General features: G+C 26.7%; 20 protein-coding genes. 13 read left to right on the top strand and 7 right to left on the bottom strand.

Annotated features, from left to right (window positions below; genetic code table 11):
• Position 1: 1 nt before the first annotated feature.
• The 5 genes from IR151_RS13405 to IR151_RS13425 all read right to left on the bottom strand — a co-directional run bounded on the left by IR151_RS13405 (position 2) and on the right by IR151_RS13425 (position 6,108).
• Positions 2–2,419 carry an FtsX-like permease family protein gene (locus IR151_RS13405; RefSeq protein ID WP_227435145.1) on the bottom strand — a complete coding sequence of 806 codons (2,418 nt, stop codon included), beginning with the start codon at positions 2,417–2,419 and terminating at the stop codon, positions 2–4.
• 12 nt (positions 2,420–2,431) lie between these two features.
• On the bottom strand, positions 2,432–3,097 hold the full coding sequence (locus IR151_RS13410) for an ABC transporter ATP-binding protein (protein ID WP_227435146.1): 666 nt from the start codon (positions 3,095–3,097) through the stop codon (positions 2,432–2,434).
• Positions 3,098–3,179: 82 nt separating this feature from the next.
• On the bottom strand, positions 3,180–4,211 hold the full coding sequence (locus tag IR151_RS13415) for a sensor histidine kinase (RefSeq protein ID WP_227435147.1): 1,032 nt from the start codon (positions 4,209–4,211) through the stop codon (positions 3,180–3,182).
• Positions 4,201–4,887 carry a response regulator transcription factor gene (locus tag IR151_RS13420; protein ID WP_227435148.1) on the bottom strand — a complete coding sequence of 229 codons (687 nt, stop codon included), beginning with the start codon at positions 4,885–4,887 and terminating at the stop codon, positions 4,201–4,203. The genes IR151_RS13415 and IR151_RS13420 overlap by 11 nt, the downstream gene beginning before the upstream one ends.
• Before the next feature lie 156 nt (positions 4,888–5,043).
• On the bottom strand, positions 5,044–6,108 hold the full coding sequence (locus tag IR151_RS13425) for a 4Fe-4S dicluster domain-containing protein (protein ID WP_227435149.1): 1,065 nt from the start codon (positions 6,106–6,108) through the stop codon (positions 5,044–5,046).
• Positions 6,109–6,412: 304 nt separating this feature from the next.
• Here IR151_RS13425 and IR151_RS13430 point away from each other — a divergent pair, with 304 nt between their 5' ends.
• From IR151_RS13430 to IR151_RS13450, 5 genes are all read left to right on the top strand, one after another.
• Positions 6,413–7,057 carry a TetR/AcrR family transcriptional regulator gene (locus IR151_RS13430; protein ID WP_227435150.1) on the top strand — a complete coding sequence of 215 codons (645 nt, stop codon included), beginning with the start codon at positions 6,413–6,415 and terminating at the stop codon, positions 7,055–7,057.
• Positions 7,058–7,202: 145 nt separating this feature from the next.
• Positions 7,203–7,874 (top strand): response regulator transcription factor, encoded by a 672-nt coding sequence (locus IR151_RS13435; protein WP_227435151.1) that lies wholly within the window; start codon positions 7,203–7,205, stop codon positions 7,872–7,874.
• A 2-nt stretch (positions 7,875–7,876) separates the two neighbouring features.
• Positions 7,877–8,785, top strand: a complete 909-nt coding sequence (locus IR151_RS13440) for a sensor histidine kinase (RefSeq protein WP_227435152.1) — start codon at positions 7,877–7,879, stop codon at positions 8,783–8,785.
• A gap of 83 nt (positions 8,786–8,868) precedes the next feature.
• Positions 8,869–9,555, top strand: coding sequence for an ABC transporter ATP-binding protein (locus tag IR151_RS13445; RefSeq protein ID WP_227435153.1), 687 nt, complete (start codon positions 8,869–8,871; stop codon positions 9,553–9,555).
• Positions 9,552–12,107: an ABC transporter permease gene (locus IR151_RS13450; RefSeq protein WP_227435154.1), complete on the top strand. Its 2,556-nt coding sequence runs from the start codon at positions 9,552–9,554 to the stop codon at positions 12,105–12,107. The genes IR151_RS13445 and IR151_RS13450 overlap by 4 nt, the downstream gene beginning before the upstream one ends.
• A 139-nt stretch (positions 12,108–12,246) precedes the next feature.
• Here the strand turns inward: IR151_RS13450 and IR151_RS13455 are convergent, their stop codons facing one another.
• Positions 12,247–13,446, bottom strand: coding sequence for a coenzyme F420-0:L-glutamate ligase (locus IR151_RS13455; RefSeq protein ID WP_227435155.1), 1,200 nt, complete (start codon positions 13,444–13,446; stop codon positions 12,247–12,249).
• A gap of 118 nt (positions 13,447–13,564) precedes the next feature.
• Here IR151_RS13455 and IR151_RS13460 point away from each other — a divergent pair, with 118 nt between their 5' ends.
• Together IR151_RS13460 and IR151_RS13465 are read left to right on the top strand one after the other, a co-directional pair.
• Positions 13,565–14,452 (top strand): LysR family transcriptional regulator, encoded by an 888-nt coding sequence (locus tag IR151_RS13460; RefSeq protein WP_227435156.1) that lies wholly within the window; start codon positions 13,565–13,567, stop codon positions 14,450–14,452.
• A gap of 254 nt (positions 14,453–14,706) precedes the next feature.
• Complete coding sequence (locus IR151_RS13465; protein ID WP_227435157.1) at positions 14,707–15,261, top strand: GNAT family N-acetyltransferase; 555 nt, start codon at positions 14,707–14,709, stop codon at positions 15,259–15,261.
• A gap of 168 nt (positions 15,262–15,429) precedes the next feature.
• On the opposite strand, the gene IR151_RS13470 is transcribed toward IR151_RS13465, so the two are convergent.
• A complete protein-coding gene (locus IR151_RS13470) occupies positions 15,430–16,290 on the bottom strand; it encodes a YitT family protein (protein ID WP_227435158.1) in 861 nt (286 codons plus the stop codon).
• Positions 16,291–16,793: 503 nt separating this feature from the next.
• Here IR151_RS13470 and IR151_RS13475 point away from each other — a divergent pair.
• The 6 genes from IR151_RS13475 (at position 16,794) to IR151_RS13500 (ending at position 23,956) form a co-directional block, all read left to right on the top strand.
• Positions 16,794–18,200 carry a sensor histidine kinase gene (locus tag IR151_RS13475; RefSeq protein WP_227435159.1) on the top strand — a complete coding sequence of 469 codons (1,407 nt, stop codon included), beginning with the start codon at positions 16,794–16,796 and terminating at the stop codon, positions 18,198–18,200.
• A gap of 241 nt (positions 18,201–18,441) precedes the next feature.
• Entirely contained in the window at positions 18,442–20,922 is a 2,481-nt protein-coding gene (locus tag IR151_RS13480; RefSeq protein ID WP_227435160.1) for an FtsX-like permease family protein, read from the top strand.
• A gap of 16 nt (positions 20,923–20,938) precedes the next feature.
• Positions 20,939–21,628 (top strand): ABC transporter ATP-binding protein, encoded by a 690-nt coding sequence (locus tag IR151_RS13485; protein ID WP_227435161.1) that lies wholly within the window; start codon positions 20,939–20,941, stop codon positions 21,626–21,628.
• 343 nt (positions 21,629–21,971) lie between these two features.
• Positions 21,972–22,292: a Fe-S cluster assembly protein HesB gene (locus tag IR151_RS13490; RefSeq protein WP_227435162.1), complete on the top strand. Its 321-nt coding sequence runs from the start codon at positions 21,972–21,974 to the stop codon at positions 22,290–22,292.
• Positions 22,293–22,431: 139 nt separating this feature from the next.
• A complete protein-coding gene (trmB, locus tag IR151_RS13495) occupies positions 22,432–23,076 on the top strand; it encodes a tRNA (guanosine(46)-N7)-methyltransferase TrmB (RefSeq protein ID WP_227435163.1) in 645 nt (214 codons plus the stop codon).
• A gap of 148 nt (positions 23,077–23,224) precedes the next feature.
• On the top strand, positions 23,225–23,956 hold the full coding sequence (locus tag IR151_RS13500; protein ID WP_227435165.1) for a hypothetical protein: 732 nt from the start codon (positions 23,225–23,227) through the stop codon (positions 23,954–23,956).
• Positions 23,957–24,055 lie beyond the last annotated feature (99 nt).

Here is a 24,055-nt window from a genome sequence, read left to right on the forward strand (position 1 = left end):
TTTATAGAGAGCGTAAACGTTTTGTAATTGATTGTTTTTCTAGATTTCTTATAAGGAATTCAATTATTAATATTTGCATGCCTATTAATATAAATGAAAAAATTAAAATAGAAAGTATAGAGAAATTGAAATTAATGAAGTCTAATCTAACAACATCTTTTATAAAAAAGCAGAGTAATTTTGAACCACAATAACCCAATGTAATTGATACAAATACAGCTTTAATACTCAAATTTAAACCTTCTCGATAGAGCATTTTGCGCAACTGTTTTTTTGTCATTCCAACCGCCTGAAGTAAGGCAAACTCTTTTTTTCTAGTTAATACACTATTTACAAGGATATTTGTCATATTAAGGATACCAAAACAGGAAATTAAACCAACAAATACATATGCAGCTATAATCATATACTTAAAAGCTCTAGTTAGCATTTTATAATCGCTATCATATGAATAAAGGATTAAATTTGAATTATTTTGAATAATATTTAATAGTTTTTCTTCAACTTCTTTTGAATACTTTTTATCGGATAAAATTGAAAAATGTAAATTTGTATTATATGGTGTTATTTTATCTAAAGCCTTGTCTGAAGTAAAGAACATGCATCCTGTATTTGAATTATCAATTATTCCAACTATTTTCATTTGTTTTTTGATGATGTCATTTCCACTAAATATATTAAATGTAATTGTATTTCCAATTTTCAAATCAACTCCATAAGATTTTGTCCTATATTTATTTACAATCAAGCTGTTTGAATCCAATTGCTTATAATCAACTTTACCATTTACAATATACTTTTGGAATGATTTTGCAAGCTCTGGTGTGACACTTTCAATCAAAGTTGTAACATTACTTCCATCTTTATCCTTAATAGAAGGGGATATAACTTCACATTTTATTCCTTTAGATTCAATTACTTTTTGTACTCCATAAATTGATTTGATTTCATTTCTAAGAGTGTTTGTAAATGGATTATTTTGCTGAATTTGTGTAATTCGTTCATACAAATTGTCAATTTTATTTCCAATAATATAATTTTCATTATAAACGAATGTCTGAGACATCTGTTTATTAAAATCTATAGAATTAGACAGACTAGCAATTGAAATAAATAATATTCCACTAATACTCAATGAAATCAATGCTATTAAATTTTTCTTTCTATTTACCTCAATATTTTTTAGTGCTAAATTTTTAATATTTATATAATTAAGTGTTTTAATTTTATTTCTAGATTTAATTTCTGTGTATTGCATAGCTTCAATAGCGGAAGTTTTTGAAATAATTCTAGCTGGCTTATTTAAAGAAATTCTTACAGTCAAAAATATTACTATTGATAATACTAGAATAATAAATAAGTCAGTAGTCATTTGCCATGCTAAAGGCTGAATTATATATGTAATTATGCAGGAAGATATAATGCCTATTGGAATAAAAATAATAGATAAAATATTTCCTTGTAGGTAAATAATCTTTTTCAACTGAAAAGAAGTCATACCAAGTGCTTTCAACTTTGCATACATTTGAACTGAATTAACAACTGAAATATAAAAAATACTATAAATAACAAACAAACTAGAAAAAAGAATAATTACTCCTACTATTAAAACTGTAATAACTTGTTCACCATCAATTAAATTTGATTCAATATAATTATCATTTAAATATATATTATGTTTTTTAATATTTAAAGAGGAACCAATTTCACTTAATTGAGTCTTAATTAAAGTAGGGGATTTTTCTGTATTTTCTTTTGATAATCTAACTAATACATCTACAGTGTTTGGAGTTGCTTCATTAAAATTATTACTTTTGATTTGTAAAGGTGTAGAAGCCATATGCTTGAGATAATCATTGGAAACAACTGTATAGTATTGCTTAGCATTATCTTGATAGTAATTTTCTACAAATCCAACAATAATAAAATCGTTTTGTATTTCTTTGTTAGTAATATTGTCGCGATATTTTAATGTAATGCTATCTCCAAGGTCTTTATTCAAGCCAAGTTCAGATAGATATTTTTCTGAAATAGCAATTTCATATTTATTTGTTGGCATACCGCCCTTTAATAGTTGAAAATTCAGAAGCTCAATTGCAGTGTTATCTACATATATCATTGACATTTTATAATCTGATTTTATCTCACTACCAAGTGACTTATAAACTCCTACACTACTAAAGTTTTTATTTTGCTGTAATAATGTTTTTGATTTTTCATTTACAGATTGATATCTCGCATGATAGGGAGATGAATTAACCAAATCCATAGAGCCATTATATGAAACTAAAGTAGTTGTTAATAATAAACATGTGGAAATCATTATAATAATACCTGAAAGAAAAAATTTAAGTTTATTAATTTTTAAATCATTCAATGCTATTTTTCTAATGAAAGCACCATTATTATTTTTAAACATATATTTCACCTCCTAGTTATAAATTTTTCCATCTTCAATACGAACGATTCTATCTGCTAATTGTGCAATTTCATTGTTATGGGTAATCATTACAATTGTTTGGTTAAATTTCTCACTTGTCATCTTAAGTAAGCCTAATACATCTGCACTCGTTTTGCTGTCAAGATTACCTGTTGGTTCATCAGCAAGTATAATAGCAGGCTTCGTCACAAGTGCTCTTGCAATAGCAACACGTTGCTGTTGTCCTCCAGAAAGATTACCTGGTACATCATATAATTTTTCATCTAGTGCAAGTAAACTTATAATTTCATTTATAAAATCTTTATCTAGTGTTTCACCATCCAATCCAATTGGTAAAATGATATTTTCATATACATTAAGTAAAGGAACAAGATTATAATTTTGAAATATAAAACCTATATTTCTACGTCGAAAAATTGTAAGTTGTTCATCATTCATAGTTGATAAATCCTTTCCTCTTATAATGACATTTCCAGATGTAGGATTATCTAAACCTCCCATAATATTTAATAATGTAGATTTACCACTACCAGATGTACCTACAATAGAAATAAATTCACCTTTTTCAACAGATATGCTCACACCATCAAGAGCTTTTGTAATGTTTGTATTTCTCCCATAATATTTTTTTAAGTCTGTTACTTGTAAAATACTCACTATAAAGACCTCCTTTATATATTGTAAATACAGTATATAATCAAAATGTTGCAGAATTATCACAAATAAAATATTTAAAAATTTATTTATTAGGTAAAAATATAGAAAAAGTAGAGCCTTCTCCAATTTTTGATGTAACTTTGATATATCCACCTTGAAGAGATACAATTTTTCTTGAAAGATATAGACCAATTCCAATACCATCTATATCATGTACATCTTCCTCACGATAGAATCTCTTAAAAATTTCTGCTTGGTGACTTTCTGATATGCCTTTTCCAGTATCAGTAATATCTATTTTAGCATACATAACCCAGCATTCTGTAGATATATGTATCTTACCTTTAGGACTTGTGTACTTCACTGCATTGTCTAATATATTGAAAATAGCTTCAGAAGTCCATTTTTTGTCATGACATATATATAAGTTTGAATCACAATCAACTGTAACTTCAATGTCCTTTTTTTCAGCATCAAATAAAATTCCACTAAGTGAAGTCGCAATTGTTTCATAAATCGAATTCTTTTTTTTAGATAATGAAATTATACCTGTCTCTAGTCTTGAAGTTTTTACCATAGACTGCATTAAAAATTCTAATTTATCTAATTGACCTTGCATATCCATCAAAAACTCATTTTGAATTTCAGTTTTAAGATTCTGATTCAGTAGAGTATTATTAATTATCTTTAAATTTGCAATAGGAGTTTTGATTTGATGAGAGATATCAGAAACTAATTCTTGTAAATCAGCTTTTTCCATAGCAATATTGTGGCGATTTTCTTGAATGACTTCATACATTCTAATCAGTCTATGATTAATACGTGACAAAAGTGTTTCTTCCTCCAAAGTAATTTCCAGATTATCTTTACTATTCATCATCTTATCTAAGGTTAAACATATCTCAGAGCAAAATAGAGTTATTTTTTTATGAAGTAAGAGCATGATTAATAATATAAAACCAGAGAATATTATTGTGTATATCAATAATAGAACAACTATTTTAAAATCATTAGTTATTATATAAATTGCTATATTGAATAGAATAGCTGTAAGAGCCATACTAACAGCAATTATTAAATAAATAGTATTAAAAGAAAAATTTTTAAAATTCATTTTTTTCACCTATCCACATGTATCCCATACCATATACTGTTTTAATGTATTGAGAGCCATCTTTTTCAATTTTACTTCTAATTCTACTTATAACAGATGTCAAAGTATGTTCATCTACAAAATTAGCATCTATATCCCAAAGTTTTTCTAAAAGTATTTTTCTTGTTAGAATGTTTTTGGGATTCTCAATAAATAGTTTTAAAGTACGATATTCTAATGGTGTAAATACAATTTGATTGTCATTTATATATGCACAGAACTCAGAAAAGTTAATCTTGAGATATCCATCATCATAACAATCTTGTTTTGTTTTTGTTGTAATATGATTTAAAAGTGCTCTTACTTTTTGTTTAAACACATTGATATTAAATGGTTTTGTTATATAATCCAAAGCTCCAAGTTCATAACCTTTAATCATATCATATTCCATATCATTGGCAGTTAAAAAAATTATAGGGATATCATAATTTTCTTTAATTTTCTTGCACAAATCAAATCCACTTCTATCTGGTAGATTAACATCTAAAATAATTAAATCAAATTTGTGCTTAACAATAGATTCTAAAGCAGATATAGCTGTAAATTTTGAAATAACCATATATCCCTCTTCACTTAAGTTGTACGATAGTGTTTTATTTAATATAGTATCATCTTCAACTACTAATATTTTTTTCATATATTCACTCCTTTTATGTTTAATATTCTATATAAAGTTAATTATATAATCAAAATGTTGCTAAATTATCATATTATATTCATATAAATAAAATACTTAATAAATAATCTGTCCTAGAATTTATCATGGGACAGACTATTTATTAAATATATAAAATTATTTTAACCAAGATGGATTTCCAGGTACAAATATTCTTTTACCAAATTTTGAAGTATATTCATCCAAAGCTTTCTCAATAAGCTCATTATTGCCTTTAAAAGAAGTAGTGTTTTTTATAGTTTCAAGGTTTTGGCTAAATGGGCAAGCAGATATACACATACCACAGTCTGTGCCTAAATATCTCCATTTAATGTAACATGTTTCATGTTCAATCACCCAATTATATTTTCCATCATCACCAATTTTAATATCATTAGAAAGTGAGTGAGAAGGGCAATTAAAAGAACATTTTTTACATACTTTGCAAAAGTCTTCAAGTCCAAAATCAACATATTCATCTTCTATAAGTGGAATATCTGTAGTAACAACCCCTAGTCTAAGTCTAGAACCATAATCTTTATTTGTAAGTATTGCGTTTCTTCCTATATCACCCAATCCAGCATCACGAGCTATAAAAACAGGCATTACTAGATAATTAGCATCCATATGATTTCTAGCATCATATCCTAGGTTTCTTATGTAATAACTTAAAATCATGCCAACAATAGATGCATCTACATAACATTTTGAAGTTTCTATAACTTCACATATCATCGGGGCTCTGTTTATCATTTCTTTATCCATTTCACATCCAAATACAATTGCATATTTGTGAGATAGATTAACTTCTTCACCATAGTTTTCTTCATGTCTACCTCTATTTGTATAAATATGATAATCTTTTAATCTAGTTATACCAACCACAGAAGCTCCATATTGCTTTGCAAACCCTTTTATCTTTTTAGTCATAGACTTTGCATCTACATCCACTTTATTGTCACAAACTTTTCCTTCACATAGTGATTTTATATCAGATAAAAAGTCAAATGCACTACTTGCCATTGGAGAATTTATCTCATTATAAGTCATAGTTCCTTCACTACATAAATTTGGTCTACTTCTTATACTATCATCAACTTCTTTTTTTTCAGGATTTTTCTCATAATAGTCATTATAAGCAAAACCATTTTTTTTATAATTTGCTCTTGCAAACATAGTATTTCTTTCATCAACCCTTTTCAATTCTATTCCCCCTAGTAAAAGTATAATTAAATCATATAACCTTATCCTTATCCTTACATAATTTAATTATATAAGAATAAGGTTATATTTTCAATTTAAGCGTCATTAAATTAAATAATATGTATTTATATATGTTTTATAATATTTTTACATATAAATTATATTAATGATAAATAATAAGAAATTTAAGAATAAATACGATTTGTTGTCTTTAAATGGTGTGTATTGACATACTGTAAAAAATCTTATTATAATAAATGTATGAACAATTAATATAAATTGATAAAGAAAGAAGTGAATTTATATGTCAAGAAATAAACATTCTGACAAGATGAGAAGTCAGATATTAGACGTTGCGTGGAAAATATTCGAAGAAAATGACTATGATGATGTAACTATGCAACAAATTGTGGATACTCTTGATATATCTAAAGAATCTGTATACTACCATTTTAAAGATAAAGAACTCCTGTTCGAAGAGATTATATCAAGTAATTTAAAAGTAGAGATGGAAAATTTAAAGTTAATATTAAATAATCCTAACTTTACGATTAGAGAAAAAGTGTCTGAATTTATCTTACACATATCTAGTTCAGAAATAAGGAAAAAATTGATTGATTATATGTGCCTCCAAAAAAAACCTATCTTATTTATGAAGAGTATAAGAGCATCTACGCTTGAAATGACCCCTTTACTATCTTGCTTAATAAAACAAGGTGTTGAAGAAGGCATTTTTAAAACTGATTATCCAAACGAAATGTCTGAAGTATTTATAATATTAATAAATATTTGGTTAGACCCAGTATTGTTTAATGAGAGTACAGAAAAACATTTCAAACGTATTGAGTGTCTTGCTAATTTATTAAGTGCAAGTGGTGTACATATTATAACTGATAATGATTTAAAATCAATTAAAGCCTTTTATAGAGAATGTTCTAAAGGTGAATAGTCTATAAATAAAAAACTGTAACTAGATTTGAGAAAAAACAAATTTAATTACAGTTTTTTTAGTAAAATAGGTGTATCAATATATTTTTAACAAAAGATAAGAAGAAATACTATTTTAAAAGTTTAAAAATAAAAGGAGTAGAAAATTGAATTTATTAATTATTGAAGATGATACAAACTTAAATGAAGGTCTTTTTTATGCTTTTGAAAGTGAAGGATTTAATGTTTTAAAAGCTTATACAAAACAAGAGGGCTTACATATATTTAATAATAAAAATATAGATTTTATAATTTTAGATTGTAACCTGCCAGACGGAAATGGATTTGATATATGTAAGCAAATACGAGAAATGTCAGATATTCCAATTATAATGCTTACTGCAAGAGATTCAGAGATTGATGAGGTAACAGGATTAGAAATAGGTTTAGATGATTATATCACAAAGCCGTTTTCTTTGTCTGTATTAAAAGCGAGGGTTAAAGTAGCAATAAGAAAAAAATCAAATAATAAAGTGCTGTATTCTAATGGTATAAGATTAGACCAAAAGTTATTAAAGGTGTATAAAAATGAAGTAGATTTAGAACTTAGTGCTGTAGAATATAAGCTTATTAATTATTTAATTGAGAATAAAGGACAAATATTATTGAAGGAACAAATTTTACATCATATATGGGATAGTGAAGAAAATTATGTTGATGAGAATATTATATCTGTAAATATAAGAAGACTTAGAATGAAGGTAGAGGATAATCCATCTAATCCAAAGTATATAAAAACAGCTTATGGAATGGGCTATCTATGGAATGAGGTGGAATAAATATGTTACTATTATTTGTTGCAATATGTATGATAATTATAGCTATAATAACTATTAAAAAAAGTCAAAATACATGTGACGAATTAAGTCTAATGCTAAATCAATTATTGGAAGGTAAAGAAATTTCTTATCCAGATACAAAAGATACAAGAATATCAAAAATTTCTTACCAAGTAAAAAAAGTTAAAGATATGATAGAGATAGAAGTAGAGCAGTCAAAATCAGAAAAGGAAGCAATTAAAAGTTTAATTTCAAATATGTCACATCAATTAAAAACACCACTTTCAAATATTACCATTTACTGTGAACTTTTAGAAAATAGTAATCTTCCTACATCAAAAAAAGTAGAATTTTTACAAAAAATGAAAAATCAAACTTTTAAAATTGACTGGTTATTAGAGTCTCTATTTAAGATGACTAAATTAGAAGATGGGGTTATCAAATTTGAAGCAGAAGAACTACTAATTAAAGACACTATTGTTCAAAGTATTAGTACTGTTTTTAATAAAGCAGAATCTAAAAACATAAAAATAAATTTAGAAATATTTTCAGATATAAAGTTATTTCATAATAAAAAATGGACTATAGAGGCAATTGTAAATGTCTTAGAAAATGCAATAAAATATTCACCATCAAATAGTATGATTACTATTTCTGTAGAAAAAATGGAACTATATACTAAAATTATAATCAAAGATGAAGGAATAGGCATTGATGGTAAAGAATTGAACAATATTTTTAAACGATTTTATAGAGGTAAAAATGTTGAAAATCAAAATGGTACAGGAATTGGTCTTTATCTTACAAGATTAATTTTAGAAAAAGAAAAAGGGAATATTATAGTAGAATCCAAATTAGGAAGTGGAAGTTGTTTTAGTATCTTCTTACAAAATTGTAAGAGTTTAAATTAACTTTGTAGGATGGGTGTAATTATCGTCACTTACAATATCTTATAAGAACTTATATTTTAAGTTATGTTGAAAGGAGAAATAAAATGAGTATATTAGTGACGAATCATTTAGTAAAACATTATGGAGAATATGAAAACAAGGTCAATGCACTAAATGGGGTAAGCATAGAAATTGAAAAGGCTACATTTACTGCTATAGTTGGAACTTCTGGGTCTGGTAAAAGTACATTATTAAACATTATAGGTGGGTTGGATAGCCCATCATCAGGAGATGTAATAATTAAGGGTAAAAACATATCTAAATTAAGAAAAAAGGATTTGACTGTATTTAGAAGAAGGAATATAGGTTTTATATTTCAAAATTACAGTTTAATACCAGTATTAAATGTCTATGATAATATTGCTCTTCCTGTTACATTGGATAAAGGAAATTATGTAGATCATAGCTATATTGAAATGTTAATGAATACATTAGGTATTTGGGACAAACGTCTAAAATTTCCAAGTGAACTTTCTGGTGGACAACAACAGAGAGTAGCAATTGCTAGAGCCTTAGCAAATAAACCTGCACTTATACTAGCTGATGAACCAACAGGAAATCTCGATAGTAAGACTACAATGGAAGTAGTATGTTTACTAAAAGAAAGTAGTGCAAAATTTCACCAAACAATACTTATGGTAACACATAATGAAAATATAGCACAAATATGCGATTCTATTATACATATTGAAGATGGAATTGTAGTAAATAATGGTGGTGAAATACTATGATATCTTTAATGAAGTTTGCAATTCAATATATTAAACATTATAAAAAACAATCTATATCTATAATCTTAAGCATCGTACTATCAGTAGCCTTATTGACAGGAATTGGTTCTTTAGTAAATAGTGCAAATAAAAGTAAAATTGAGAAAATAAGAGCGGATAATGGAGATTATCATTTTTATTTTAAGGTAGATAATAAACAACTACAAAAAATTAAGAAAGACAAAAAATCAAATGAATACACTGTAAATAGACTTGGTATCACAAATACTAAAGGTTCTATAGATGAACCTTTCATTATGAATTTTTTAAATGTGGATTCATCTTATTTAGATATGACAGGTAGAAAATTATTGAAAGGAAAGCTTCCTAGCAAAGGAGGAGAAATAGCACTTGATACCTATTCATTAAATAATTTAAATATAAAAGAAAAAATTGGAACAGAGATAAAATTAGACGGAAAAACTTATAAGTTATGTGGGATTTTATCTGATATTTTAAATCCAGAAACTGCTTTAGAGGGCTTTGTAGATAGTTCTACATTTTCTGAAGAAAATGGTAATTATATGGTTTATGTAAAATTTGATGAAAATAAAAATATAAAAAAACAGAGTGCTAGATTTATGAGAGAATTTAGTATATCGAAAAAAAGTTCCTATGTAAACTGGAATTTATCAAGTGAATTTGGTGTAAAACCTCCAATAACTTTTGAAAGATATAGTGTATTTCAATTTTTAAATTCTTTAAAATTAAATACAAATGCAATTGTTTTGATTATTGGAATATTTAGTGCAGCAGCAATATATAGTATTTTCCATGTTTCGATACTTCAAAGAATATCACAATATGGCGTTTTAGAAGTGTTAGGTGCTAATAATAAGCAACTTTTACTACTCTTGTTTTTAGAATTATTTTTACTTTTTATCATAGGTTTTCCTATAGGATGTATTTTAGGCATAGGAGTAGCTTCAACAATACATCAACAATTTCCTCATATATTCTTAGGTAGTGATATTATTCCAGGGTCATTTTTTATAAGTGAAAAATCTATTTACTTAGGATTTTTGTTTTTAGCATTATTGTTAATTTTAATCACTGTACGAGTTGTATATAAGCTAAACAAATATTCTAGTATTGAGTCAATGAAAAATTTTGAAGTTACTAGTAAACAGAATAGAGAGATAAAAAGTATAAAGTTTTCTAACATGACATCAGTATTATCTCATAAATATATGACTCAAAAAAAAGGAATGTTTATAGGGATTTTGTGTTCATTAGCACTTGGGGGAATTATTTTTCTATGTTCTAGCTATTCTATACAGCTTACTAGAAATAATAACGAGCTTACAATGAAGGCTGATGATGGTTTAAATTCTGATTATCAAATAGCTATGCAAACAACTGATTTTGATATAGGAATACAAAAAGATAAAATTTCAAGACTAAACGAAGTAGAAGGTGTATCAAGTATTCACCCAGTAAGGTATTTTTTTGGCGGTATACACATTAGAGATGAACAATTACTTTGGAAAAATTTCTTTAAACCTCTTGAAAAAGATTACAGAATAAAGAATTTTTTCAATGGAATTTGCACTAAACAAAGTGATGGGGGACACCTTTTAAAGACAAATATCTATGGATATAATGCTAACATGTTAAAAGGATTAAATCCTTATATTATTGATGGAAAAATTGATAATTCTGACATGGTTAAAAATAATAAAGTGATTGTTAGACTTCCTATGGATGGTACTGGTATATATGGTGCAGTTGACATAAAGCCAGGAGATACTATCAAAGTTAAAGTGCCAAAAACAATGAAACCTACTGATGAGACTATTAAGTTTAAAGAAGAAGATAAAAATGATTATACAGTAAAAGAATTTGTAGTTGCTGCTACTGTAAAACGTGTAATGGCAAATAATATATACTTTATTGGCGATTATGGCATGGATATAGTTATGACAAATGAACAAATGGAAAGTAATTTTAATATCATAAATTACAATATGGCCAGTATAAAAAAGACGAAAGAAAGCAATAGTATGGAAGTAGCTAAAGAAATAAAAAATGTTATACATAATATAAAACGATGTATTGTGACAGATTATACTATTGCTATTGAAAAAAATAATATTTATTTAAACCAGAAATTATTGTTTATATATGGTATCGTATTTGTACTTCTAAGCATAAGTTTGTTTCATATTATCAATACAGTAAGTTATTTAGTTTTTTCACGAAGACATGAATTTGGAATTTTAAGAGCTATGGGAATCACAGATAATAAGTTTTTGATTATGATGATGAGGGAAGGTTTTTTATATGGACTATATGCAAGTATTATAATGGTAATTGGAAGTATTATTGGGCAATCTATGATTTATTTTATAGTAAAACGCGTATATTTATATATAAATCCAGTTTTCAATATAAATATGTCTCTATATGTGGGTATGATTATTTTAAATATTACTATTAGTATTATTGCAGTTATCATTCCAGTAAAACAAATATTAAAGAGTGATATTATTTCAGAAATAAATAGAGATTAAAATTCTTAATAAAGATTAATAAATTAAACTATGTAAATATTAAATAACCTCTTAATTGATATACAGTAAAGTTATGTCAATTAAGAGGTCTATATTAGTTTTTAATCTAAATAAATTACATAAAATGCTTTAAAATATATTATTTTGTATAGTTATCAAAATAACCTTGTATGTAAATAATAGGAGTACCTTTATCTCCACTTCCAGAAGTTAAATCTGCTAAAGAACCTATAAGGTCTGTAAGTCTTCTTGGAGTAGTACCTTGAGAAACCATATTTCCTGTTAAATCATCAGATTTATTATCTTTTTCAACTATGTATTTTGAAATTGCTTCTTTTAACTCATCTCCAGATAAGTCAGCAAAATCATTATCAGCTAAATATTTTAATTTCACCTCATTTGGAGTACCTTCTAAGCCTTTTGTATAAGCAGGAGAAACTACTGGGTCAGCTAGCTCCCATATTTTCCCTACAGGGTCTTTGAACGCTCCATCTCCATAAACCATTACCTCTACATTTTTACCTGTAATTTCTTTTATATTGCTTTGAATTTTATTTACAACTTCATCACAATTTATAGGGAATAATTTTACAGTTTCTTCTGTAGCTTTGTTTGAACCTAAAAGTCCATATTGGTCATTATACCCACTACCATCTACACTTGATGTCATTATATCATCAAGAGAATATACCTTTTTAGCACCATTTTGATTTAAAATTCTCTTTGTTCTTTGTCTTGTATGTATATCACAAGTTAAAACACTTGTTGTGTAATTAAGTATAGTTTTTGGGTTGTTAGCAAAAACTATTTCTACTTCTGCACCACACTCTTTAATTAAATTTTTATAATAATCAACATAATCAACACCAGTAAATGTATGTTTATTATATCCAAATAGTTCTCTATATTTTTCTTCTGTTAACACATCTGACCAAGGGTTTATTCCTTTGTCATCAAGTTCATCAATACTTATCAAGTGATTTCCAACCTCATCAGAAGGGTAGCTTAACATTAATACAACTTTTCTACATCCTTTTGCAATACCCTTTAGACATATTGCAAAACGATTTCTACTTAAAATTGGAAATATAACACCAACAGTATCATCTCCAAATTTATCCTTTACATCTTTCGCTATATTGTCAACATGAGCATAGTTTCCTTGTGCTCTAGCAACAACAGCTTCTGTAACAGCAATTACATCTTTGTCTCTAACTTCAAAGTTTTCACTCTTTGATGCATTTAAGACAGAATCAACAACTATTTTAACTAAGTCATCTCCTTGTCTTATAATAGGTGCTCTAACACCTCTTGAAACAGTTCCAACTAATCTATCCATTATTTAAAATCCTCCTAAAGAATTAATATTGTCATATTAGTACCATGTATATTATAATTCAAATATAATCATAAGTAAAATAAATAATACTAATATTTGATATAAGGAGTAGTTATGTATGAACGTAAAACTTGAATTATATAAAGTTTTCAATGCAGTTGTAAGTCATAAGAGCTTTTCTGTTGCTGCCAAAGAATTATTTATGTCACAGCCAGCTGTAAGCCAATCAATTAAACAATTAGAAGAACAATTAGATACTATATTATTTTATAGAAATAATAAAGGTGTAAAGTTAACTCCAGAAGGGAAAATTTTAAGTGAACATGTTGCTACTGCATTAAACTTAATCGCATCAGGAGAAGATAGAATAAATAAATTTAAAAAATTGGAATATGGTTCATTAAAAATTGGAGTAGGAGATACAGCAGCACGTTTTTTTCTATTAAAGTATTTGGAAATTTTTCATAAGAAATACCCACATATACATGTATCTACAATAAATAGAACTAGTAGAGAACTTATATCCTTACTTAAAGATGGTAATATTGATATAGCAATCATAAATATGCCAATAGAAGATGAAACATTAAATATCGTTGAATGTATTGAGATACATGACATATTTGTATGTGCAAATGATTACATAGAATACAAAGGAAAGCAAATATCTTTAGAAGAATTAAATTTGTTACCTTTGATAATGTTAGAAAATAAAGCAAATTCAAGGCTTTATGTAAATGAATATTTTTTATCAAAAGGTATAAAGCTAAATCCAGATATAGAATTAGGCTCTCATGAATTACTTTTAGAATTTGCATATATAAATCTTGGAGTATCTTGTGTTATAGAAGAATTTAGCATAGATTACTTAAATAGTGGAAAATTATTCAAATTAGACATAAAAGAGCCAATACCTAAAAGAAGTATAGGTTATTGCCATTTGAAAAATATCTCTCTATCACTAGCAACAAAAGAGTTTTTAAGTATGATATCTAATAATATGTAAGTTTATATTTGGCATTTCTAAAATAAGTTTAATAAAAATAAATTAAAAAGTACCTACATATACATGTATCTTACAATAAATAGAACTAGTAGAGAACTTATATTATTACTAATAATGTTGTAGATTTGAGAGATTTATAATAAGCTAATTTTTATTAAATTAGAAATAAGGTTAATTTGAGCACATTTATATAATTAATATCGTATTTTAAATATGAACAGTATATTAGATTAATGTATAAAGGAGGATTAGAAATGTCTGATTCTGAATATCCTCAAATGAAAACCTTAGAAACTAGAAACTGCATACTAAGACCTGCATCATTAAATGATACTGAGGATTTTTTTGATTGTTATAAAAATAAAGTAGTAGTAAAACATTTACCATTTAATGAGCATAAGTCTTTAGAAGACACAAGAAAATTTATAAAATCATTTTTTTTAAATCCATATAAAAAAGGAAAAATAGGTCACTTTGCAATAGTGTACAAAAGAGATAATAAAGTTATTGGGAATATGGGGTTTAATAATATAAATCCAAAGGCATTGGAAGCTGAAATTGGCGTATGTATTAATCCCAATTACTGGGGTCATGACTTTGCTACTGAGATAACTAAAAGAGTAATACAATATGGATTTAGAGAACTAAATCTAAATAAAATCATTGCGATAACCTATGAGGAAAATGCGAATTCTACAAAATCATTAGATTTATTGGGTTTTAAATGTGTAGGAAAATATATCAAAAAAATTCATACTGGAAGCACAATAAAAAATGTCCCATGTTATCAGTATGAATTGAAAAAATAATGAGTATTTAGTATTCTAATAAATGTTAGATAAAAACAATGCCAAAATCATATTATATCTACTAAAAAGGTTTAGTATATTAATTAATATGCTCACACTTTAATATGATATGATTTTGGCATCTATAAGTTATTAAAAACTATATAAACAAAGTTATAAAACAACTTATTAATTTTCTAAGTTTTTAAATCCTTCTCCAAGAACCTCATGTACATCTGTAACAATAACAAATGCAGTAGGGTCAGTCTTTTTAACTAATCTTTTAAGATAAAGTTCTTGCTTTTTAGAAACTACAACAAGTAGTACTTCCTTGTTTTCTCTAGTGTAACCACCTTTACCATCAAGAATAGTAAGACCTCTATCAAGTTCTTTTGTTATAGCTTGTCTTAAACCTTCAGGTTCTTCAGAAATAATAAAAAATGCTTTTGAATGATCAAATCCTTCCATTATCATATCTGCTATTTTTATTAAGACACAAAGTGCTATCCCAGAGTAAAGGCCTGTTTCTATACTACGATTTACTATACCAGAAGATATAACGACCATTCCATCTAAACAAGACATAAATTTTGTAGCTTTTATCCCTGGAAACTTTTTACTAAGTATAAGTGCAATTAAATCTGTTCCTCCAGTAGAAGCATCTGATTTAAACATTATTCCTAAACCTATCCCAACTAAAATTCCTCCTGCAATAGCTGATAGTAGTAAGTCATCAGTTAATCTCAATTTTGATAGTGGGTCTGTCAATTGGACTATAGCAGAGAATACTATTGTCCCAAATAACGTTTTTAATGAATTTTTTGTACCCATAATTCTGAAAGCAAGTATTACTAATGGAACACCTATGATTAACATGATAGCTGATACTGGAAGCCCTGTAACTTTATTTAATACTAAAGATAGACCACTAAGCCCTCCAGGAGCAATTGTATGTGGTTTTAAAAACATATTTATACCAATACTCATTGATATACAACCAAAAAATAACCCAAGCATTTCAAGTAAAATTGGCGACTTTTGTTTTTTCATATAAACACCTCCATGAACTTGTCACAATTTAATATTATAACATATTTGACCAGTTTATATTATATAAAATTTCTTGACATAAGCAATTTCAAGTGTTTTATTATTCTTAATATTTGTGAAATATTTCCAAAGTACATGATTTTCTGTCATTTTTCTAACACGATTATTTTTTAGTGGAAATTTTTTATATGTTATAATTTTTAATTCTTTTATTAAAGTATCCCCTATAAAAGTGGTTCTATGATATGCTTTTCTATTTTCATTAATATACACATATTATTTTGTATTCAGATTTAGATAGTTTAATATTTAATAAGTAATTTTAAATTGTTTTATATATCATCACTGTTTTATATATTGTCATAGTGCTTTATTAAATAACAGATAACTTGATAATATAAAACTATACACATATAATTTAAGATAGTATCATATTTAATAAGATTTACCTTAAAAATAGTTAAAAAACACAAATATATAAGTTTTGGAAAAGAGTTGATTAAATGCGTAAGTCTGGATACAGGACAATACTTTACTCGTACATTATTTTTTTCTTAGTGCTTTTCTGCCTGGCTTTAACTGCAATAGGAATTTTCTTATCACTTATTAATGTCCAGCATCCAAATGGAAAAAGCATACGTAGTAACTGGCCTCAAAATTTTATGGAAAGTTTTACTGAGCAAATTATATTTATAGATAATAAACCACAAATAAAACAATCTGGTTTGGAAAAGCTTCGGGAAAATCAATTATGGATACAAATCTTAGATAGTTATGGAAATAGAGTTTATGGATTTTCAGAACCAAAAAATCATAAAAATCATTATTCTAATTCTGAGTTATTGGAATTAGCCAAGAAAGATACTCCAAATGCTGATACGGTATACTTGAGTACTATTAAAAATAATGAGGATGAATTTATTTATATTATACACTTTCCACTTAATATTTCTAAAGTAACAATGTTTTTTGATGGGACTAAATTTATAGGTGGAAAACCTATTGTGCTTTCAATAATAGGTATTATATTTTTAATAGTTTTAATTTCTGGAATTGCCTATGGATATTGGATAACAAAATTTATTTCACGAATCACGTCTTCTGTTAGTGATATTGCAAAGAGAACATATCTTCCAACCAAAGCGAAAGGAGCTTTTGCTGATGTCTATGATAGTTTGAATACTCTTAATGAAGAAATTCATATCAGTGATGAAATGAAAAAGAAAACAGATATTATACGAGAAGAATGGATTTCAAATATAACTCACGATTTAAAAACTCCCCTTTCGCCAATAAAAGGATATGCAGAGATACTTGTAGACACTGATAATATTCTTTCATATGAACAAGTACAGAAATACGCTTCTATCATGCTTAAGAATATAGAATATACAAATACACTTATTAGCGATTTAAAGTTAACATATCAATTAGAAAATGACATCATTCCGTTGAATAAGCAAAATAGCAACTTGATAAGGTTTTTGAAAGAGTTAGCTATTGATATTTTGAACTATCCAGAATATGGAACTAATACAATTGAATTTGACAGTAACATTGACAATATTAAATTTACTTTTGATTCTATACTTCTAAAGCGTGCATTTAGTAATCTGATTATTAATGCTTTTATGCATGGAAGCCAAGATACCAAAGTTTCTTTGAATGTAATGATATATGATAAAATTAATATAACTGTTTTAGATAATGGGAGAGGAATGACAGAGGAGGAAGTATCAAATTTATTTAATCGTTATTATCGTGGCACTAATACAGAACAAAAAACAGAAGGAACTGGTTTGGGATTGGCAATAACAAAGCAAATTATTGAGCTTCATAGAGGAACTATATCGGTCGAGAGTATTTTATCTTTAGGAACTACATTTCATATTTCCTTTCCTATCAATTAAGGTTAAATAAGGTTAAATAAAAGATATATTAAGGTTGATAAATTATCATATTTATATGGTAGTTATCAACCTTTTATTATTTAGGAGGAGACTTAATTTTAGGAGGAAATTTAATGAAAATAAAAAATTTTATGATTATCATTACATAAGTAAAAGCTTTTTTATCTGACTTTATTTATGGAGTATTAATTAGCATTAAGAAACTTTAGAGTTACATTAAATCAAGAAAGTAGGTGTAAATTTGAAAATTATATTAAAATATATCCTAACAAACATTAAAGAACGAAAAATAAGAACAGCAGTTATGTTGCTATCCGTAATTTTATCAACAGTTTTACTTTTCGTTTCCTTTTCAATTGGATTGTCTTATGAAAGTGCACAGAGAAAAATGGCAAGAGGTATGGCTGGGACTGCAACAATAGCTGTTCAAGGTACAGGTTCAAATAAATTAATTAGTTTAGAAGATATACCAGATTTACATTCCATAAAATCAAAAGTCGGAATATTAGAAAGCTCTGCTGTTTATCATGAAGATGGATATTATGAATCATTCGATATTATAGCAGCAGATTTACCACAACTAAACAAAATTAATAAACCACGATTGGTAAATGGAAATAATATCACTGATTTTTCTGGTGATAAAATTATTCTTCCAGACCGTTTCACATCAAAATATAAAATTAAAAAAGGTGATTTAATCACTTTACAAATTTATAGTAAGCCTTACACTTTTGAAGTGGCTAATATTGCTGTATATGACACAGTCTTTTTGAGACATACAAGAGGGGTAAATGCATTAATACCTAAAGACACACTATCCAAAATTTTAAATAAAGAAAGTGGATATACAAAAATTTTGATAGAGCCGAAAAACGACATAACAATAGAAAATTTGATAAATGAATTATCAGAAAAAATTTCAACTAAAGAATATAAAGTATCAAATACTGTAAATGAAACTCAGATAATTGCAGATGCTAGACAGAAAACAATGCCATTTTTCCTAATAAGTTTTTTTGCATTAACTATGAGTATTTTTATTATATATAGTAGTTACAAGGTAATTACATTAGAGCGTCTTCCAATCATTGGAACATTTCGAAGTATTGGTGCTAATAAAAAAACAGTAACTAATATTTTACTATTTGAAAGTATATTATATGGAAGTGTTGGAGGGTTACTTGGAATTCCGATTGGTATAGTTGTTTTAAATTTCATGCTTCATGGTCTTGGTAATTCTCTTGAACAAGGTATATCAATTCCAACAGTAATATCTCCAATAGTAATTATTTCTTCTTTTGTAGTAGCGATAATTGTTTCTCTACTTAGTTCATATATACCTATAAAAAAGACTAGTAAGTTATCAATAAAAGATGTTGTTTTGGGAACGGTGGAAGAAAAGAATATTTCAAATCGTACTATATTTTGTATAGGTTTTATAGTACTTTTTTTATCTATTCTACTTCCAAGGATAACAACTGAAAATACTTTGTATTTAGCTGGAGGATTTTCGTTATTAGGACTAATTGTATCTACCATTATTCTAATTCCTATTTTTACTGATACTATGTCTACAGTATTTGAATTTATTTATGAAAAGATTTTGGGAAATGAAGGTAAATTAGCTGCCAGAAATATGAAGAATAATAAAAATATCACACAAAACATTACATTACTATTTATAAGTATTTCTGCTGTAATTGCAATAAGTGTTGTAGGAAGTTTTGTCAAGACATATATAGGCGATGTATTTCGTGATGCCAAGTTACAGGGATTCGCAGATGGAAATATGAATCAAGAATTTATTGAAAATGTTAAACACATGGATGGAATTAAAAAAGTTTTACCTATCTATGTTATGAACAATGAAATATCTTGTGACAGTATAAAATTTTCAAGAGTAGAAGCAACTGATAATATAAAATTATATAGTTCTATGTTTGCAATAAATTATACTAATTCTCATATGAAGGAAGTAGCAATTAAATCTTTTGAAAAAGAACGCTCTATTATTTTAAATGAAGATACACTTAAAAAAACAAGTTTCTCTGTAGGGGATAAAATAATTGTATCTGATGGTGATAAAGAGGTTTTTTACACAATAGTTGGAAGTTTTAAATCTCGCGCAAATGATGTAGAAGCTGTTATACCATCTCGTTATGCAGTTAGTGATTTCGATAAAACTACATATGGATTTTTAGCTTACACAGCAGTCAATCCAGATGTGATTATGATTCAGATAAGAGATTTATTTGGAGATACATCTAATTGGAGTCGTACTGTTGAGGAATTCAACAATGACTCTTTAAATACTATAAACAGCTTTTTATCTCCTATGAATAATATGACCTATTTTATTTTACTGCTTGCTACAGTAGGTATAATTAATAATCTATTGATAAACTATATTCAAAAGCGACGTTCTATAGCTATGTATAAATCTGTAGGACAAAGTGATAAACAGAATATTAAAATGACTTTAATCGAAGGATTTACATCAGGTTTATTTGGTGCTGTTATTGGAGTATTAATATCTATATTAGAAATTCAGACGATTTTCATAGTTGCAGGACCAAAGATTTCAATGACACCAGATTTAGATTTTAAAACATTCATTTTTGTTGGAATGTTAGGAATTACAGTAACATTAATAGGTTCAGTAGTACCAATTATAAAAGGAAAGAAAATGAAATTAGTAGAAGAAATTAAATTTGAATAAAAATGGAGGATAACACATGAAAGCAAGCTATAAAAGTATAGCAATAGAAGCAAAAAATATTATTAAAGAATTTAAAGTTGATAATACAACTACTAAAGTTTTAAAAGATATATCTTTACAGGTGATGAAAGGTGAGTTCGTTTCTATTATGGGACAATCTGGTTCTGGCAAGAGTACTCTTTTATATATTTTAGGTGGGCTAGATACTCCAACAAGTGGAAAAGTATATATGAATGGAACAGATATATCATATTTCAATGACGATAAGATGAGTATAATACGTCGTAGAAATATAGGGTTTGTATTCCAATTTTATAATTTAATACCTAATTTAAATGTTGAAGAAAATATTATGCTACCTCTATTACTAGATGGGAAAAAAATGAATGATTACAAAAATCAATTAAACGATATTTTGGAAATTGTTGGATTATCAGATAAACGTAAACATATTCCACGTAAGTTGTCAGGTGGTCAACAACAACGTGTTGCAATAGCACGTGCATTAATAGGAAAACCAGAGATTTTATTTGCTGATGAACCTACTGGAAACTTAGACAGTAAGACAGGAGCAGAAATAATGCAATTACTCCGTAAAATAAATCAAGAAAGTGGTCAAACAATAATTATGGTGACTCATTCACCTGAAGCTGCTGGAAGTAGTAATCGTATTATTACAGTTCTAGATGGTGTAATAGCAGAATAATTAATAGATATATTTTGGTAATTTTTACATAATAATTTTAAATATTCTTAAAGATTTCAAGTCTTTTTAGATTGTATAATTTTTATATATATGAATTAGAATATGTTAAATGTGTTATAATATTAAGACAATGAATAAAAAATTATACTCTATGTAAATTATTTTATTTATTGTTTATTAAACATATTATTAGGGTATTTATTTAAGACAATAAAATATTTAAAAGCCTAAGTAATAATTGGTAGAAGTTTTGGCAAAATATACAAAAACTAATTGATTATATACGTTATATGGGTATATAATAGATATTGTTTTAATAAAATACTTGAAAGGGAATGATTTGATGAAAATTACTTTACCAGAAACAGCTATTGATACTTTAAAAAGTATCTTAAAAGACAATCAAGATAAACCTAACAATGTAAGAGTATACTTTGCAGGTGTTGGTTGTGGAGGTCCTTCTTTTGGATTAGCTTTAGATGAGAAAAAAGAAGATGACTTAACTTATGAAGTCGGAGAATTACAATTTGTGATGAGCTCTGATGAATATAGTCAATATGGAGATATAATTATAGAAGATACAGGATTTGGATTTAGAGTAATTCCAGAAAATATGAAAGATCAAGGTGGAGGAGGATGCTCTGGTTGTTCAGGGTGCCACTAGAATTGATTTTTTAGTATATTGAGAACTCTCTTTGATAGAAATAATTTTCTATTCTAAGAGAGTTCTTTTTATTTTTAAGTAAGATAATGTATAATAAAAAATGTATTTTACTAATTTTTATGTGTAAGGAGAATTTATTGTGAGAAGAAGACGAAAAAAAGGTGCAGATGAAAAACTTTTAAGTTATACAGAATATGTCTTAAGAGAAGATATAGACAAGTTAAAGGGCAAATGGAGTATAAAATTTGGAAATGATAATCCAATACATGTTGAATTTGGAACTGGAAAAGGTCAATTTATTACAACCTTGGCCAAGCAAAATCCTGATATAAACTATATTGCTATGGAATTAAAGGAAGAAGTACTTTTAAAGGCTGTTGAAAAAGCTGATGTTTCTAATTTAAATAATATATTATTTTTATGGGCTGATGTGAGTGATATTCTAAATTATTTTGAATCTAAAGAATTATCTAGGATTTATATAAATTTTTGTGACCCATGGCCAAAAAATAGATGGAGTAAAAGAAGACTTACTCATTCTGGATTTTTAGAGATGTATAATAATATTTTAGAAGATAATGGAGAAATTCATTTCAAAACAGATAATGAAAAATTATTCGAGTTTAGTTTAAATGAAATTGCTGCAAATAATTGGCTCTTAAAGAACATTTCTCTTGATTTAAGCAGTAGTGAGTATAAAAATAATGTTACAACAGAGTATGAGGATAAATTTATGTCACAAGGAATGCGAATATTTAGATGTGAAGCTAAAAAACGTAACTAGTAATATGTTTATAAGTTTAATAGTAGAAATTTATGCTAATTTATATTAATAAAGTGTACGAAAGTAGGCATATATAACAAGGAAACAGAGCCCTCTCATAGAAATTAATTTACTATGTAAAAAATTTTGTTTTATGTGGGAGGGTGCTATGAATTTAGCTAATTTAATACCATTTCTTATTTCTGCGACGGCTTTAAATCCAATAAATTCAAACGATAAGATTTTAAGTGAAAACCAACTTAAAGATATTTTTCCTGATGCTAACCTGAGAGCAGTTGTAAAGCGATATGTAAATCCAGATGAAATGACTATAAGTAATATAAAGGCTTTGGATGGTGAATTTTATGCAACTGGAGAAAATATTTCAAATTTAAAAGGTATATCATATCTTGAAAACATAGACAATTTTATTTTTTGGAACAATAACATAAAGGAACTTCCTAGAGAAATACTAGGTCTAAAAGATATGGACTCAATTAATCTTGCAAATAATTATTTAATTAATGATAATACAGTTAATTCTCTTTCAAATAATGGTGTAGATGTAAATTGTGATTTGAATTTTATTGATACAAAAGATAATCAATATAAATTAGATTCTAAATACCATAATATTGACATATCAAAAGGCGAGAGTATTGATTTGAGAAAAATAGTAACAAAGAAAATTGATAGTTATTACAAATACTGGGAAGTAACTAATAGCCTTCCGAAAGATTTAAACTTTGTGGTATCTGTAAGTGATAAGAGTATACTTTCATGTAAAGATATGATTATTAAGGGTAATAATAAAGGGCAAGCAGTAGTGAAAGTTATACTAAATGACAAAGATGATTTAAATACATCTCAAGAAGTTTTAATCACTGTAAATGTAAAATAACATAAAATAAAATAAAGTGTATATTTATACAACTTATTTAATTATTATATTTTTAATTTTAATATTAAATCAAAACAAAGGTTGCTAGTAACAAGGCAC

Origin of the sequence: Clostridioides sp. ES-S-0006-03, assembly GCF_020662275.1 — a bacterium.
Classification (GTDB): domain Bacteria; phylum Bacillota; class Clostridia; order Peptostreptococcales; family Peptostreptococcaceae; genus Clostridioides.

Coding starts and splice junctions, on each gene's coding strand:
- IR151_RS13405 (WP_227435145.1), bottom strand. CDS start 2,419: ATGTTTAAAAATAATAATGGTGCTTTCATTAGAAAAATAGCATTGAAT.
- IR151_RS13415 (WP_227435147.1), bottom strand. CDS start 4,211: ATGAATTTTAAAAATTTTTCTTTTAATACTATTTATTTAATAATTGCT.
- IR151_RS13420 (WP_227435148.1), bottom strand. CDS start 4,887: ATGAAAAAAATATTAGTAGTTGAAGATGATACTATATTAAATAAAACA.
- IR151_RS13430 (WP_227435150.1), top strand. CDS start 6,413: ATGTCAAGAAATAAACATTCTGACAAGATGAGAAGTCAGATATTAGAC.
- IR151_RS13440 (WP_227435152.1), top strand. CDS start 7,877: ATGTTACTATTATTTGTTGCAATATGTATGATAATTATAGCTATAATA.
- IR151_RS13445 (WP_227435153.1), top strand. CDS start 8,869: ATGAGTATATTAGTGACGAATCATTTAGTAAAACATTATGGAGAATAT.
- IR151_RS13450 (WP_227435154.1), top strand. CDS start 9,552: ATGATATCTTTAATGAAGTTTGCAATTCAATATATTAAACATTATAAA.
- IR151_RS13455 (WP_227435155.1), bottom strand. CDS start 13,446: ATGGATAGATTAGTTGGAACTGTTTCAAGAGGTGTTAGAGCACCTATT.
- IR151_RS13460 (WP_227435156.1), top strand. CDS start 13,565: ATGAACGTAAAACTTGAATTATATAAAGTTTTCAATGCAGTTGTAAGT.
- IR151_RS13465 (WP_227435157.1), top strand. CDS start 14,707: ATGTCTGATTCTGAATATCCTCAAATGAAAACCTTAGAAACTAGAAAC.
- IR151_RS13470 (WP_227435158.1), bottom strand. CDS start 16,290: ATGAAAAAACAAAAGTCGCCAATTTTACTTGAAATGCTTGGGTTATTT.
- IR151_RS13475 (WP_227435159.1), top strand. CDS start 16,794: ATGCGTAAGTCTGGATACAGGACAATACTTTACTCGTACATTATTTTT.
- IR151_RS13485 (WP_227435161.1), top strand. CDS start 20,939: ATGAAAGCAAGCTATAAAAGTATAGCAATAGAAGCAAAAAATATTATT.
- IR151_RS13490 (WP_227435162.1), top strand. CDS start 21,972: ATGAAAATTACTTTACCAGAAACAGCTATTGATACTTTAAAAAGTATC.
- IR151_RS13500 (WP_227435165.1), top strand. CDS start 23,225: ATGAATTTAGCTAATTTAATACCATTTCTTATTTCTGCGACGGCTTTA.